This is a genomic window from Ruegeria sp. AM7 (assembly GCF_056535965.1).
On sequence record NZ_JBQFJE010000001.1, the window covers coordinates 686,802 to 701,933 of the forward strand.

Genomic DNA, 15,132 nt, shown 5'->3' on the forward strand with positions numbered 1-15,132 from the left:
CGTTTATCCATCCTTGTCGGTCCGAAACCAAGATTCCGGGTCCACGGGGCTATTATCCTGTCTTACCTCTATATAGAGCGTTTCTGACCGGTCAGTTCCAGTGCCATCACCGCTTGTTGACAAAATAGCGCCGATTTCTGGCGTCTCACCCGGCATTAACCCCACTGGAGAGCCTTCGGGGATAACCTGTCCGGTCTCACCGTAAACCTCCTGCAGGCCCGAAAACACGAACAAAAGCCCGGGTTGCGGTTCAAGGATCACCAGATTCCCCAAATCCAGCAGCGGTCCGCGATATCGGATCGTTGCCGCTGTCGGTGATGTAACAATTGCTCGAGGCCGCGTTGCAAGAACAATACCGGGACGTGTTACACCCGCAGCATCTGTTTCGTCCGCGTGATGCAGAATGACACCCTGAGTTGGCAGCTGTATCTGTCCTTTGTTATCAGAAACATCCGCGTTTGTGGCTGCAATCTCACCCTCGGAAATCTGAGACAACCCGCTGGCGAACCCGTCCAGAGTTTCTGTGGACGAGATCAGGATCGCAGTCCGGATAGGGTCTTCGACAAAGCGGCGGGGCAAGTCGGTACGGTCAGCGATGGCTTCGCTTAAACGGGTGCGCGCGGTTTGTACGCCAGCCAACCCCTCGACCAGTGTCTCGGATGCATTTTGCTGCAGTAAACGTAATGTTTGTACTTCTTGCAGGTCTCGCGCAAGCGACTGCGCGCGCGCGTTCAGGCCGGGTGTGACCTCGGACAGCATCATCCCGGCGCGCGCCGACCCGAGCGGGCCGGACGGGTGCAGCATCAAAACAGGCGGGCTTGTTGTTTCTATGGTTTGTAAAATACCAAGCAGCTGTGCGACGTCCTTTTCGCGCGCCCGCAGCTCGGCGGACAGTTGCGCTTCACGTGTTGCCGCTTGTCGAAGCCCGTCGCGCATGGCCGTCAATCCAGCCTCATAGGCCTGAATGGTTGCTGTCAGGGCGCGTACCCTGTCACGTGCGCTGTCTGCCTCGGTTAGGGTGATCGACGCTTGCTCCAGTTGCCGGGCTGCATTCAACGCCGCCGTAGCCGGATCTGTCTGCGCGTAAACGGGTGATCCAAGAATAACAAAAGCAAGAGCCGCACGTAGCCTCATGACAGCAGGCTCTGCCCAGTCATTTCCGGCGGTTGGTCCAACCCCATCAGGTCTAGCAAAGTGGGGGCCAAATCGGACAGGCGTCCGTCGCGCAAAGCCGCGCCCTCGGGACCACCAACCAGGGCCACGGGCACCGGATTCAGCGTATGCGCCGTGTGCGGTCCGCCGGTTTCGGGGTCGACCATCATCTCACAGTTGCCGTGGTCGGCGGTCACGATCATCGCACCCCCAGCCTTGTTCAGCGCCTCGATCACCTGTGCCAGCCCCTGATCCACCGCCTCACACGCCTTGATAGCTGCCTGAAGATCGCCGGTATGGCCTACCATGTCGGGGTTGGCATAGTTGGTGACGATCAGGTCGTACCCGGCCTCAATCGCCTCAATAAATTTCGCCGTCACCTCGGCCGAGGACATCTCGGGTTGCAAATCATAGGTCGCCACTTTTGGCGATTTGGGCATATAGCGGTCTTCGCCCACCTCGGGGGTTTCTTTGCCACCGTTGAGGAAGAAGGTGACATGGGGGTATTTCTCGGTTTCAGCCAGACGGAACTGACGCAAACCCTGTTTTGCCACCCATTCACCCAGCGTATTCACGATGTCCCTTTTGGGGAAAACGGTGGTCATATAGGCGTTGTGGCCGTCGGAATATTCAACCATCCCCAGCAGCGCAGACAGGTCAGGGCGCGGGCCGGTGTCAAAATCTGCAAATCCAGGCTCACCAATGGCGCGCAGGATTTCGCGGGCGCGGTCGGCGCGGAAGTTCAGGCAGAAGAAACCGTCGCCATCCTTCACCCTGTCGAACCCGTCCAGCACCGTTGGCACGATGAATTCATCGGTTTCCGACTGATTGTAGGCGTGGTCGATGGCCCCATGCGCCGTGCTCGCCCCGCGCCCCTGCCCGTTGATCATCGTGGCATAGGCTTCGCTGACACGTTCCCACCGATTGTCGCGGTCCATCGCAAAATAGCGCCCGCTGACGGTGACGATGCGTGCGCCTTTGGGCAGACGCTCTTCCAGCTCGGCGATATATGTGAAAGCCGATTTGGGCGCCACGTCTCTGCCATCGGTCACCGCGTGAAGCGCCACGGGCACACCCGCATCTGTGATCGCCTTGGCCGCCGCGACGATGTGGTTTAGGTGCCCGTGCACCCCCCCGTCCGAGACCAAACCCATCAAATGCGCGGTTCCATTCGCCGCCTTAACGTTGGCGATGAAATCCTGAAGGGCCGCGTTGTCAAAAAATGACCCATCCTCGATTGCCAGATCAATCTGCCCCAAATCCATCGCCACCACGCGGCCTGCGCCAATATTGGTATGGCCAACCTCGGAATTGCCCATCTGACCGCTGGGAAGACCCACGTCAGGGCCGTGTGTAATCAGCTGCGCATGCGGCCCCTGCGCCATAATTGCGTCAAATGTCGGGGTCTGCGCCAGATAGGGGGCGTTGGCCTTGGTGTCCTCGGACAGACCCCAACCATCAAGAATGCACAGGACGACAGGTTTGGGGGCGGTCATTCGGACTCTCCGGGTTTGCTGCTCTTGCCTGACCTTTTACCCCTTGGCCTGCGCCGGGTGAACCGCCTTTTGGCGCAGACGCGGTGAATTTAATCCTTGCCGACAATATCCCTATATGGGCGCGCTTTGCGGCCTCGGTATTTCACCGTCAACTCTAACGGCATCTCGTTTTCATCATAGATGCCGACAACAACCCCCCTGCCCCGGCTTTTGGTCCGCATCTCGATCAGTTGCGCCGCGGACCGCGTGGTGCGCTGAGACTGTCTGCGGGTCCACTTAAACAGATGGGCATACATCTGCGCAATGACGTTGGCGTGGTCGGCGCTATCGCCCAGATCGGTCAATTCCTGCGGATCGTTTTCCAGATCAAACAGCAAAGGACGATGGCCGCCCTCGCAATGGATCAGCTTCCACTTCTTGTCGGCGACCATGAACATCACCGCATCGCGGACCGAGGCATTCAGCTTCTCCGCCAGTGGCGAGGCCGAATAGTCATATTCACAGATCACCACCTCGCGCGGAGTCTCGGCCTGTTCGCCATGTAAGATCGGCAACAGCGAATGCCCTTCGAGGAAATGCGCGGCATCACCGCCACCGGCCACATCCAGAAAGGTGGGTGCAAGATCAATGGATTCGACCAACGCGTCACAGACGGTGCCGCGTGTGGCATCAGCGGCGGGCGACGGATCAAAGATGATCAGCGGCACTTTGGTCGAAGCGTCGTGGAAGAATGTCTTCTCCCCCATCCAGTGATCGCCCAGAAAATCGCCGTGATCCGAAGTCAGCACGATCATCGTGTCCTCCATCCGACCGGTTTTTTCCATCCAATCGAACAGGCGGCCCATCTGGTCATCCGCCTGTTTGATCAAACCCATATAGGCGGGGATCACCGCCTCGCGCACATCCTGCCGCGAGAATGTCTGGCCAATCTTTGTGTCCATGAAAGCGCGCAGAACGGGATGCGCGTTGTCACGCTCGGCCTCTGACCGGTTTACCGGGAGTACGTCATCGGGGCCGTACATCGAGGCATAGGGCTCGGGCACGATATAAGGCCAGTGGGGCTTGATGAAGCTCAGATGGCAACACCAGGGGCCGTCATGAGTATCCATGAACTCGATCCCGCGCCCGGTCAGGTATGGGGTTTCGCTGTCTTCCTCGGCGATATTTGCCGCCTCGGTCGAATGCTTCAGGAACCAGCCGGACAGCACATTGCCATCCTTGTCCAGACCAGAATTGGCAAAGTCATGCCACGGGTTGTCACTCTCATACCCTTTGGCAGCGAGGTACTTGTTGTACTCTTTCGCGCCGTCCGGATCATAATAGCCATCCGGTCCTTCGGGCAGCATCCCGTCATCGCGTTCAAACACGTCAAAACCGCACTCGGCCACACGGGCACCGATCAGGCTGTCAGGTTCCAGACCCAGCCGCGCCATCCCTTCGGCATCCGCGCGCATATGGGTTTTGCCGACCAGCCAACACTCCATTCCGGCCCTGCGCAGATGATCGCCCATCGTCATCTCGCCGACCTTCAGCGGGATGCCGTTCCACGAGGCGCCGTGCGAATGCACATAGCGCCCGGTATAGGTGGACATGCGTGAGCTGCCGCAAATGGGTGATTGGATATAAGCCCTGTCAAATCGCACACCCCGCGCCGCCAAACGGTCAATATTCGGCGTGTGCAGATGCGGATGGCCGTAACAGCTCAGGTAATCCCAGCGCAGCTGGTCGAACATGATGAATAGGATGTTTTTGGCTTTGGCCACGGATGCGCCCCTTTGATCGTCCGGGGCTGAGGCTAACCAATTCTGTGTCAGCGGCGAAGCGGAATTTACGCCTGCGCGTCGCGTTCCATCTGTTCCAGCATCTTCTTGGCGCGCTTGCACTGCAACTGATCGCGCAGGGGGCTGTCAGGGTCGACATCTTTCTGACAGACCACGCATTTATCCGCACCCGAGATCGCGTTCAGACCGCCACAGCTGCCCTTGATGGTCTTGCCCATCAGCATCACGCCCAGCGACATGCCGACCATCACAAGAGCCAGCAGTATGAAAGCCAGAATAAAGGTGCTCATGATCAGTATCCGTCAGTTGCTGCCCAACGCGTCTTTGAACGCGCTGCTATGGACCGTGATATAGGCATCTTCGCCCCCTGTCACATCCCGCGAGATGAAATACACGGCAAGTTTATGCTTTTCGGCCAGTTCCAGCCCTTTTTCCTGCCCCAGCGCCAACATGGCCGTGGCCCAGGCATCGGCCATCATCGCGTTTTCCGCCAGCACCGTGACCGAGGTGGTCCGGTGCGTGATCGGGCGGCCTGTCACAGGGTCGATAATATGTGAATAGCGCACGCCGTCCTGTTCGAAGAAGTTCTTGTAATCGCCCGAAGTCGCCATCCCCAGATCGTCAAGCTGAACGATCAACTGAATGGCCTGCACGCCAGTTTCAGGTTTTTCGATCCCGATCCGCCATGCCTCACCCTTGTCATTCTGACCCATAGTGACCAGATCGCCGCCGATTTCGACCATGTAATTCTCGATCCCGGCGTCGCGCAGCGTTTCGGCCACCGCATCAATGCCATAGCCTTTGGCGATGGCCGACAAGTTGATGCCTACACCCGCATCCGATTTGGCCAGCGTCCCGGCCTTGCGGTCCAGCGTCAACAGGCGGGACTGACCGACGCTGTCTAACGCGGCCTGAATTTCGGCATCCGATGGCACAGGGTCTTCAGGTTTGCGCGGGCCAAAGCCCCACAGCTCGATCAGCGGGCCAAGGGTGACGTCAAACGTGCCGCCCGATTTCTCGTGCACGTCATTTGCCGCATCTATCACCAGCGCGAATTCGTCCGATACCGCAACGGCATCGGTGCTGTCCGACGCAGAAAAGGTGGACACCTCGGAATTCGGATCCCAGTTGGACATCTTGGCGTTGACCTCGGCCAGCGTCTGATCGACCGCACCTGCCAGCACCTCTTCGTCCACGTCCACGCCGATGGCGGTGATGTTGAAGGTCGTTCCCATGGTTTCGCCAGACAGGCGCACGACCTCTGGTTCTTTGTCGAACAAACAGCCAGACACCAGCGCGACAACAGCCAAAACGGGGACAAGACGCATCACAGCACCCTCTTAGGAAAACGTGCCCGGCATATGCCAGCGCCCCGGATCAGAGTCAAACCAGCGTCAGAGTTTCAGCGGCATGAAGCCCAGAACCAGCAGACCGATTCCGGCAGGCACCCCAAACAGCCACGCCTTTTTCTGCCACCCCGGCGCTTGTTGTTTCCACGCCATGCGAAAATTGTGCCCGCATACGACCACTGCGAAAAAGATCAGCGCTGCAACAGGCGGGGTCAGAGAGAGGTCGGACAAAAGTTCGGGTATCCTTGGTTTTCGGCAGTTTTCACCGGAACGGGCAATTGCACCCTATACAGGTCGTTTAGCTGCGCTAAGGTAAATAACAAAGCAGAAGGAGATTGCCCATGGCCCCAAGCTCTTACCAGCCACCGACCCGCGGCGACAAGGCCCAGACCAGCACGCGCAGTCAATCGGTCGATTCGAACCTGTCACACTCGCAGACGACAGTGGCCAAACTGCTTGAGGGCAAAGGCGACGCGGTTTTCTCGGTACGTCCGAACGATACGATCCACTCGGTGGTCAACACTCTCAAGGAAAAACGGATCGGGGCCGTCTTGGTGACCGATCAAAATGGCGCCTTGCAGGGCATCCTGTCCGAACGCGACATCGTGCGCCGTATGGCAGATACACCTGGCCAGACCTTGCCTCAATCGGTCGCGGATCTGATGACGCAAGAGGTCAAGACCTGCTCGCCCGAAGACCCTTTGAACGACGTTTTGAAAACCATGACCGAGGGGCGGTTTCGCCACATGCCCGTTCTTTCTGACGGTGCCTTGCGCGGTGTTATCACCATCGGCGACGTTGTGCATTTTCGCCTGAAAGAGCTAGAATACGAAGCCCTTCGCATGAAACAGATGATTGTTGGCTGATCGAATGCGGCGAAAATCCCCTTGACCTCGGCCCCGTGACAGTATCCCTGATGCAGCATCAAACGGCGATGAAACAGAGGGATGCATGAAACGGGTTCTTGTCACCGGAACGGCCGGGTTCATCGGGTTCCATCTGGCCAAGCTCTTGCTGGCCGAAGGCTTTCGTGTGCACGGCTATGACGGGATGACCGACTATTACGACGTCACACTCAAACAGCGCCGCCACCAGATGCTTCTGCAGAATCCGGGCTTTTCCGCAACCGAGGACCTGCTGGAAAATCACGACCGCCTGAAACAGATCGCCGATGACTTCAAGCCCGAGGTCATCGTCCACCTCGCCGCACAAGCCGGGGTTCGCTACAGCCTGGAAGACCCGCGCAGCTATATCAACTCGAACGTCGTGGGCACGTTCAACGTCATGGAGGTCGCCCGCGAACACAAGGTTGCGCATCTGCTGATGGCCTCGACCTCATCCGTTTACGGCGCCAATGAAGAGATGCCATTTACCGAGGTCGAAAAGGCCGACACCCCTCTGACCATCTACGCAGCCACAAAGAAAGCAAATGAGGCGATGGGCCATTCCTACGCTCATCTGTGGAACCTGCCGACGACGATGTTCCGCTTTTTCACTGTTTACGGCAGTTGGGGCCGCCCCGATCTGGCGCTCTATAAATTTGTGGACGCCATTCTGGATGACCGCCCGATCGACATCTACAACCACGGCGACATGTACCGCGACTTCACCTATGTCGAGGATCTGGTCCGGGGTATCTGCCTGCTGATCGACGTCCCGCCCGAGCGTCCGGACAGTGCGGATCAGATTGCCGAGGGCGACAGCCTGTCTCCGGCAGCGCCGTGGCGGGTGGTGAATATCGGCAATGGAGACAAGGTGCGGCTGATGGACTTCATTGAGGCCATTGAGGATGCCTTGGGCAAAAAGGCTATCCGAAACTACATGCCCATGCAGATGGGCGATGTGCCGGCGACATGGGCCGATAATGACCTGCTGCAATCCCTGACAGGGTACCGCCCGCAAACCGATTTCAAAGAGGGCATTGCCCGGTTCGTCGCGTGGTTCCGCGACTATCATGATAAATGACGACGATGTTTGAAACAGACCCCAACGCGCGCAAGATCGCCGTGATCGGACTGGGCTATGTCGGCCTGCCGCTTGCGGTGGCCTTCGGCAAAATCGGCCCTGTGATCGGCTTTGACATCAATACAGCTCGGATCACCGCCCTGCGCGCCGGTCAGGACGCAACCCATGAGGTCGAGCCCGAGAACCTGCACGCCGCAACCGGCCTGTCCTTCACCACCGATCCGGCAGATATCGCCGCATGCGACACCTATATCGTCACCGTCCCCACCCCGATCACAGCGGGCAAGCAGCCTGACTTAACACCGCTGCTCAGCGCGTCTGAAACGGTTGGACGCGTGCTGAAACCTGGTGATCTGGTTATCTACGAATCCACCGTCTACCCCGGCGCGACCGAGGAAGACTGTGTGCCAGTGTTGGAACGCGCCTCGGGCCTGGTGTTCAACCGCGATTTCTTTGCAGGCTACAGCCCCGAGCGGATCAACCCCGGTGACAAGACGCATCGGATCGCGGATATCTGCAAGGTTACGTCCGGCTCGACGCCTGAGGTGGCCGATCTGGTGGATGCGCTTTACGCGCGGATCATCACGGTAGGCACCCACAAGGCGGAAAGCATCCGTGTGGCCGAGGCCGCAAAAGTGATCGAGAACACCCAACGCGACCTGAATATCGCATTGGTGAACGAGCTGGCGATGATCTTTGGCCGGATGGATATCGACACCGATGCAGTTCTGCGCGCCGCGGGGACCAAGTGGAACTTCCTGCCCTTCCGCCCCGGTCTGGTGGGCGGGCATTGCATCGGCGTCGACCCCTATTACCTGACCCACAAGGCCGAAGCGGTCGGCCATCACCCCCAGATCATTCTAGCCGGGCGGCGGCTGAACGACAGTATGGGCGGCTATGTGGTCTCGCAACTGGTCAAGCAGATGATGCGCGAGGGGATCAACGTGGCCGCCGCCCGCGTGCTGGTGATGGGGCTGACCTTCAAGGAAAACTGTCCCGACCTGCGCAACACGCGCGTAGTGGATATCATTGACGAGTTGCAAGACTATGGCGTCACAGTCGATGTCCACGACCCCCATGCGGATGCAGATGCCGCGCAGCAGGAATACGGGATTTCATTGACTTCGCAGCCGGAAACTGGTGCCTATGACGGTATCGTTCTGGCGGTTGCGCATCGGGAATTTCTGACGCTCGACCCAGCCGAGATACGCGCCCTTGGCAAGGATCAAAGCGTGTTGTTCGACGTCAAATCCTGTCTGCCGCCCGAGGCCAGCGACCTGCGGCTGTAAAAAAACCGGCGCTGTCCTGCGCCGGTTTTCCTGTCTTACCCGCCGAAATCGTCGAGCATGATGTCTTCGCGGTCCACACCCAGATCCAGCAGCATGTTGATGACCGACTGGTTCATGATCGGCGGGCCACACATGTAGAATTCGCAATCCTCGGGTGCGGGGTGGTTCTTGAGGTATTCCTCGAACAGCACGTTGTGGATGAAGCCGGTATAGCCTTTCCAATCGTCCTCGGGCTGAGCATCCGACAGGGCGACATGCCAGTCGAAATTGTCGAACTCTTCGGCAAGCGTGTCGAAATCTTCGACAAAGAACATCTCTTTCTTCGACCGTGCCCCGTACCAGAAGCTGATCTTGCGATCGCGGTTCTGCAACCGCTTGAGCTGATCGAAGATATGGCTGCGCATAGGGGCCATGCCTGCGCCACCGCCGATAAAGACCATCTCTTTTTGCGTCTCACGGGCGAAAAATTCACCAAACGGACCCGAGATCGTGACCTTGTCACCCGGTTTCAGGTTGAAGATATAGGACGACATCTGACCCGCAGGGATACCCTCGGACCCCGGAGGCGGCGAGGCCACGCGGACGTTCAGCATGATCATGCCTTTTTCATCCGGGTAGTTGGCCATCGAATAGGCGCGCTCGATCGGTTCGGCGACCTTGGATTCGTATTGCCACAGATTGAACTTGTCCCAATCCTCGCGATATTCCTCTTCCACGTCGAAATCGGTGTATTTCAACTGGTGCGCGGGGGCTTCGATCTGGATATAGCCGCCGGCGCGGAAGTTCACATCCTCGCCTTCCGGCAGGTCCAGCGTCAGGGCCTTGATGAAGGTCGCCACGTTTTCATTCGAGCGAACGGTGCATTCCCATTTCTTGACGCCAAAGACCTCTTCGGGGACTTCGATGTCCATGTCCTGCTTGACCGCGACCTGACAGGACAGACGGTCACCGCACGACGCTTCGCGCTTGGTGATGTGGCTTTCCTCGGTCGGCAGGATCGAGCCGCCGCCAGAATGCACCCGCACCCGGCATTGCGCACAGGTGCCACCGCCGCCACAGGCCGAAGGCACGAACAGCTTCTCGGCCGCAAGGGTTTGCAGCAGCTTGCCACCAGCGGGGACCGAAATGGTCTTCTCGCCATTGATGGTGATGTTCACATCACCAGTCGAGACCAATTTCGACCGAGCCGCCAGAATGATCGTCACCAGCGCGATGACGATGACAGTGAAAAGGGCTACGCCTAAGCCAAAGGTTTCCATTGCGCCCTCCTTACAGTTTCACGCCCGAGAAGGACATGAAGGCCATCGCCATCAGACCCGCGGTGATGAAGGTAATGCCCAGCCCCTGCAGGCCGTCGGGGATGTCCGAATACTTCAGTTTTTCCCGCACGCCCGCCATCGCGGTGATGGCCAGCGCCCAGCCAAAGCCGGAAGACAGGCCATAAGTTGTGGCCTCGGCAAAGTTATAGTCGCGTTCTACCATGAACAGCGAGCCACCTAGAATGGCGCAGTTCACTGTGATCAGCGGCAGGAAGATCCCCAGCGCATTGTAGAGCGGTGGGAAATACTTATCCAAAACCATCTCAAGGATCTGAACCATCGCCGCAATCACACCGATATATGAGATCAGGCCAAGAAAGGTCAGGTCCACATCCGGGAAGCCCGCCCATGCCAGCGCGCCCGGTTTCAGCAGGTAGTTCAGCAGCAGGTTATTCGCAGGCACGGTGATGGCCTGCACGACCATGACCGAAATGCCCAGACCCAGCGCGGTCGAAATCTTCTTGGACACGGCGATGAAAGTACACATCCCCAGAAAGAAGCTGAGCGCAAGGTTTTCGACAAAGATGGCCTTTACGGCCAGTGAAATCAGACCTTCCATCAGTGGGCCTCTACCTGCTGAATTTTGTATTCACGCTCTTCCACCTGGTTCGGCTTCCATGTGCGGAAGGCCCAGATGATCAGACCGATGATGAAGAATGCCGACGGCGGCAGCAGCAGCATGCCGTTTGGCACGTACCAGCCACCGTTGTTGACGGTTTGCAGGATGGTGATGCCGAACAGCGACCCGGCGCCGAACAGTTCGCGAATGAAACCCACCAAAAGCAGGATCAAGCCATAGCCCATCCCGTTGCCCAGACCGTCTATGAACGATGCAACCGGCGGGTTTTTCATCGCAAACGCCTCGGCCCGGCCCATCACGATACAGTTGGTTATGATCAGACCCACAAAAACCGACAGGGTTTTCGAAATCTCAAACGCATAGGCTTTGAGCACCTGATCCACTAGGATCACCAGCGACGCGATGATCACCATCTGTACGATGATACGGATCGAACCTGGAATCTGGTTACGCAGGCACGAGATGAAGAAGGACGAGAACGAAGTCACAAACGTCACCGCCAGCGCCATCACGAACGACACTTGCAGCGACGAGGTCACCGCCAGTGCCGAACAGATGCCCAGCACCTGCAGAGTGATCGGGTTGTTGTCGACAAGCGGGTCGACCAGCATCTCTTTCTTGGTCTGAGACATCAGAATTCTCCTGCTTGCAGTTTGGCCAGAAACGGAGCGTAGCCCGCATCCCCCATCCAGAACCGTACAAGGTTATCGACACCCACCGAGGTCAGCGTCGCCCCGGCCAGCGCGTCGACGTAAAAGTCGGGGCCAGCGGCGGGCTGCGATTTGGCAACGGTGATCTGCAACTCACCCGCGTCATCGCGCAGACGTTTGCCATTCCACAGTGCCTTCCAGCGCGGGTTGTCCACCTCGGCCCCAAGGCCCGGCGTCTCACCGTGCTGATAGAATTGCAGGCCGAAGATATCGTTGCCGTTGTTCTCCAGCGCGATAAAGCCATAGAGCGTGGACCACAGGCCATAGCCATGTAGCGGTAGGATCACCTTGTCCAACTCGCCCGCATCGTCGCGCAACAGATAGATCACGCGATATTTGGACTGACGCCCAATGCCCGCAGGATCATTGTCCAGCGCGACGCTCAGCTCGGGGTCGCTGGCGGCGGCGATATCGTCAAAGGCAGCCGGATCGAACTGATCGTCCACGAATTGACCGGTCGCCAGTTCCAGCACATGCGGCTCGAACGCGGCAAATGCCTCGGAGACATCGACACCGGGTTCGTAGACGCCTGCAACCTGCAGAACGTTGACTTGCTTGTCCTTCAGCGCGTTGGCTTCTTGCACCGGGCGCAGACTGACGGCTGCGGCGGATACGACCATCGAAGCCACAAGGCAGACCGCGACCGCAACGATGATCGTCTTGCTCACAGAATCCGGCGAGGCGGCCAGAAACTTGGCAATCGCGCCCTTTGGTTCTTGGGATTGCGTATCAGACATGGCGACGCGCCCTCCGTTTGATGTTGGCCTGCACGACGAAATAGTCGATCAGCGGCGCAAAGACGTTTCCGAAGAGGATAGCCAGCATCATGCCTTCGGGGAAAGCAGGGTTAATGACGCGGATCATCACAACCATGACACCAATCAGCGCACCGTAGATATAGCGGCCCATGTTGGTGTGGCTGGCCGAAACCGGCTCGGTCACCATGAAGGCCAGACCAAAGGCGTAGCCGCCCAGAACGATGTGCCAGTACCAAGGCATCGCAAACATCGGGTTGGTGTCTGACCCGATCAGGTTCAGCAAGAGCGAGAAGCCGATGGTTCCCGCCAAACAGCCGAGGATCAGGCGATAGTTGGCGATTTTTGTTGTCAGCAGGAAGGCCAGGCCGATCATACAGGCCAGCGTCGATGTCTCACCGAAACTGCCCTGAATGGTGCCGAAGAACGCATTGGCCCAGGTGATCCCCTCAGCCGCCAGCGCCTGAACGCCCTCGGCTGCGGTGATCCCCAACGCGGTCGCGCCCGAGAAACCATCCACCGGAGTCCAAACCGAGTCCCCCGACATTTGCGCGGGATAAGCGAAATACAAGAACGCCCGCCCGACCAGTGCGGGGTTGAGGAAGTTCTTACCGGTACCGCCAAATACTTCTTTGCCGATGACAACGCCGAAGATGATGCCCAAAGCGACCTGCCAAAGCGGTGTCGATGCGGGCAGGATCAGCGTATAGAGCATCGATGTGACAAGGAAACCCTCGTTCACCTCATGCCCGCGCACCGTGGCAAAAATCACCTCGAAAATACCACCCGCAACCAGCGTCGTGATGTAGATTGGCAGAAAATAAAGCAACCCGTGCAACACGTTGGCAAACAGGCTTTCTGGGTTCAGCGAAATCCCGAACATCTGCAACAAAGCAATCCGCCAACCGGTCGCCGCATCCGGGCCAAGCGTCGCAATCGCCGTGTTGGCCTGATAACCCGTATTCCACATCCCCCACAGGATACAGGGGATCGTAGCGATCACGACATAGGTCATGATCCGCTTCATATCCACGTAGGACCGTGCGTGTGGGGCTACGGTGGTGACGGTTTTCGGAGTGTAGATGAAGCTTTCGACCATCTCGTAGATGGGGAAATACTTCTCGTACTTGCCGCCCTTGGTAAAGTTCGGCTCAATCCGATCGAAGAAGCTGCGCAAACCCATGTGGATCAGCCCTCCTTTTCAATCTTGGTCAGGCAGTCGCGCAGCGCCAGCCCGTATTCATATTTCGCCGGACAGGCAAAGCCCACAAGGCCCAAATCCTCTTCATCCAGCTCCAACGCACCCAGTGCCTGCGCCGTGTCCGTGTCCATGACCAGCAATGCGCGCAGCAGCTGCGTGGGCAGATAATCCTGCGGCATCAGCTCTTCGAACACGCCAGTCGGCACCATCGCACGACGGCCACCATTCAGGTTCGACGTGAACGCATAAAGTTTTTTCGCAAAGGCCGAGCCCAACACCGGTTGTACGGCGAATTTCGACGGCATTGGAAGAATCCAACCCATCGTGTGTTGATCATGATCTTCACGGATGATCGAAATCTGCCGCGCAAAACGCCCCAGATAGGCGGTTGGACCTTCGGCCTGCGCGCCCGACAGGATCGAGCCCGAGATAATCCGGGGCGTCCCGTCCACATCTACCTCGTCGCGGGTCAGATCGTCGGTCGACGCGCCCATGACCGTGCGGATCAATCGCGGCTGTCGCGCGCCCGGACCGGTCAGGGCGACCACGATATTGGGGTCCAGATGGCCGGTCTGCATCAGGCGGCCAATGGCGATGACGTCCTGATACCCGATGGTCCAGACCTGCTTGTCCCCCGACAGCGGCTCGAGGAAATGGATATGCGTCCCCGCCAGCCCCGACGGGTGCGGACCTGCAAATGCTGCGGCTTCAACTCCCGGCACGTCGGTGCCCGGTACCGAGTCACCCTCTCTGTGGCACAGATAGGTCTTACCTTCGGTCAGGTTAGCGATCGCCGCCAGACCCGCAGCGAGCGCATCCCCTGCATCAGCGATAATCACTGCTGCATCACCCGCCAGAGGCTCACTGTCCATCGCAGTCACGAAAATCGCCGCGGGTGCGCTTCCGGGTTCAGGCGTCTTGGAGTAAGGCCGGGTGCGGAACGCGGTCCACAAACCCGCTGCGCATAGTTTCTCGGTGATCCCAGCCGCGCTGTCGCCATTGCCCACGCCCGAGAAATCAATGCCGGTGTCATTGGGGTCCGAGACCTCGATCACCACGCTCTGCAGCACGCGCCGCGCACCCCGGTTAATGGCTACGACCTTTCCGGTCATTGGGGCCACCATCATCGCGTCCGGTGCATCCTTGTGGCAGAACAGGGGCGCACCGCGCTGGACGTCGTCACCCTCTTGCACCAGCATCTTGGGCTTCAAGCCAATATAGTCGCCGCCCAGAATCCCGACGGTCGAAAATTCGGGTCCCGGATGAATCGTCTGATCCGGCGCACCCTGCACCGGCAGCTCGAACCCTTTTTTCAGTTTGAAAGTTTGCATGTCGCTACGGTCTTCCAAGCCTCTTTGTCTGCGCCAACTCTGCTGTCGTCCTTTCGGAATCCTGCAATAGCACGGTTTATCGGGATCTTCGTCGCACAAGCGCCGAAAACGGTCCAAAATCCGCAGGCATATTTTCGATCATGGACCCTTTACGCGGGGATGTTCACAAACGCAAACCTGTTACCGCTCAAAGTCGCAAGTAAT

The 15,132-nt window shown here is 58.4% G+C and carries 15 protein-coding genes; 3 read left to right on the top strand and 12 right to left on the bottom strand.

The window, feature by feature from the left end:
- Positions 1-3: 3 nt before the first annotated feature.
- The 6 genes from ACR3EG_RS02955 to ACR3EG_RS02980 all read right to left on the bottom strand — a co-directional run bounded on the left by ACR3EG_RS02955 (position 4) and on the right by ACR3EG_RS02980 (position 6,009).
- Complete coding sequence (locus ACR3EG_RS02955; protein ID WP_480482772.1) at positions 4-1,134, bottom strand: murein hydrolase activator EnvC family protein; 1,131 nt, start codon at positions 1,132-1,134, stop codon at positions 4-6.
- Positions 1,131-2,648 carry a 2,3-bisphosphoglycerate-independent phosphoglycerate mutase gene (gene gpmI, locus ACR3EG_RS02960; RefSeq protein WP_480482774.1) on the bottom strand — a complete coding sequence of 506 codons (1,518 nt, stop codon included), beginning with the start codon at positions 2,646-2,648 and terminating at the stop codon, positions 1,131-1,133. The genes ACR3EG_RS02955 and gpmI overlap by 4 nt, the downstream gene beginning before the upstream one ends.
- Positions 2,649-2,737: 89 nt before the next feature.
- Positions 2,738-4,411: a sulfatase-like hydrolase/transferase gene (locus tag ACR3EG_RS02965; RefSeq protein ID WP_480482776.1), complete on the bottom strand. Its 1,674-nt coding sequence runs from the start codon at positions 4,409-4,411 to the stop codon at positions 2,738-2,740.
- Between the two features lie 65 nt (positions 4,412-4,476).
- Entirely contained in the window at positions 4,477-4,719 is a 243-nt protein-coding gene (nqrM, locus tag ACR3EG_RS02970; RefSeq protein ID WP_480482778.1) for a (Na+)-NQR maturation NqrM, read from the bottom strand.
- A 12-nt stretch (positions 4,720-4,731) separates the two neighbouring features.
- The gene (locus ACR3EG_RS02975; protein WP_480482780.1) at positions 4,732-5,757 is read right to left on the bottom strand and encodes an FAD:protein FMN transferase; all 1,026 of its coding nucleotides are present in this window, start codon (positions 5,755-5,757) and stop codon (positions 4,732-4,734) included.
- Between the two features lie 66 nt (positions 5,758-5,823).
- The gene (locus tag ACR3EG_RS02980) at positions 5,824-6,009 is read right to left on the bottom strand and encodes a hypothetical protein (RefSeq protein ID WP_170773143.1); all 186 of its coding nucleotides are present in this window, start codon (positions 6,007-6,009) and stop codon (positions 5,824-5,826) included.
- Positions 6,010-6,119: 110 nt separating this feature from the next.
- Here ACR3EG_RS02980 and ACR3EG_RS02985 point away from each other — a divergent pair, with 110 nt between their 5' ends.
- The 3 genes from ACR3EG_RS02985 (at position 6,120) to tviB (ending at position 9,032) form a co-directional block, all read left to right on the top strand.
- Positions 6,120-6,644 carry a CBS domain-containing protein gene (locus tag ACR3EG_RS02985; protein ID WP_480482782.1) on the top strand — a complete coding sequence of 175 codons (525 nt, stop codon included), beginning with the start codon at positions 6,120-6,122 and terminating at the stop codon, positions 6,642-6,644.
- A gap of 85 nt (positions 6,645-6,729) precedes the next feature.
- Positions 6,730-7,743, top strand: a complete 1,014-nt coding sequence (locus ACR3EG_RS02990) for a GDP-mannose 4,6-dehydratase (RefSeq protein ID WP_480482784.1) — start codon at positions 6,730-6,732, stop codon at positions 7,741-7,743.
- A 5-nt stretch (positions 7,744-7,748) separates the two neighbouring features.
- Complete coding sequence (gene tviB / locus ACR3EG_RS02995) at positions 7,749-9,032, top strand: Vi polysaccharide biosynthesis UDP-N-acetylglucosamine C-6 dehydrogenase TviB (protein WP_480482868.1); 1,284 nt, start codon at positions 7,749-7,751, stop codon at positions 9,030-9,032.
- A 35-nt stretch (positions 9,033-9,067) separates the two neighbouring features.
- Here tviB and nqrF read toward each other — a convergent pair whose 3' ends face one another.
- From nqrF to ACR3EG_RS03025, 6 genes are read right to left on the bottom strand one after another with little or no spacing between them, the layout of a single operon-like run.
- Positions 9,068-10,291 carry an NADH:ubiquinone reductase (Na(+)-transporting) subunit F gene (nqrF, locus tag ACR3EG_RS03000; protein WP_480482786.1) on the bottom strand — a complete coding sequence of 408 codons (1,224 nt, stop codon included), beginning with the start codon at positions 10,289-10,291 and terminating at the stop codon, positions 9,068-9,070.
- A gap of 10 nt (positions 10,292-10,301) precedes the next feature.
- Positions 10,302-10,910 (bottom strand): NADH:ubiquinone reductase (Na(+)-transporting) subunit E, encoded by a 609-nt coding sequence (nqrE, locus tag ACR3EG_RS03005; RefSeq protein WP_039526851.1) that lies wholly within the window; start codon positions 10,908-10,910, stop codon positions 10,302-10,304.
- Positions 10,910-11,563, bottom strand: a complete 654-nt coding sequence (locus ACR3EG_RS03010) for an NADH:ubiquinone reductase (Na(+)-transporting) subunit D (protein ID WP_480482788.1) — start codon at positions 11,561-11,563, stop codon at positions 10,910-10,912. The genes nqrE and ACR3EG_RS03010 overlap by 1 nt, the downstream gene beginning before the upstream one ends.
- Positions 11,563-12,378, bottom strand: coding sequence for a Na(+)-translocating NADH-quinone reductase subunit C (locus ACR3EG_RS03015; RefSeq protein ID WP_480482790.1), 816 nt, complete (start codon positions 12,376-12,378; stop codon positions 11,563-11,565). Before ACR3EG_RS03015 ends, ACR3EG_RS03010 begins: the two co-directional genes overlap by 1 nt.
- Positions 12,371-13,579, bottom strand: a complete 1,209-nt coding sequence (locus tag ACR3EG_RS03020; RefSeq protein ID WP_480482792.1) for an NADH:ubiquinone reductase (Na(+)-transporting) subunit B — start codon at positions 13,577-13,579, stop codon at positions 12,371-12,373. The genes ACR3EG_RS03015 and ACR3EG_RS03020 overlap by 8 nt, the downstream gene beginning before the upstream one ends.
- Positions 13,580-13,584: 5 nt before the next feature.
- Positions 13,585-14,928, bottom strand: coding sequence for a Na(+)-translocating NADH-quinone reductase subunit A (locus ACR3EG_RS03025; RefSeq protein WP_480482794.1), 1,344 nt, complete (start codon positions 14,926-14,928; stop codon positions 13,585-13,587).
- Between the last annotated feature and the right edge of the window lie 204 nt (positions 14,929-15,132).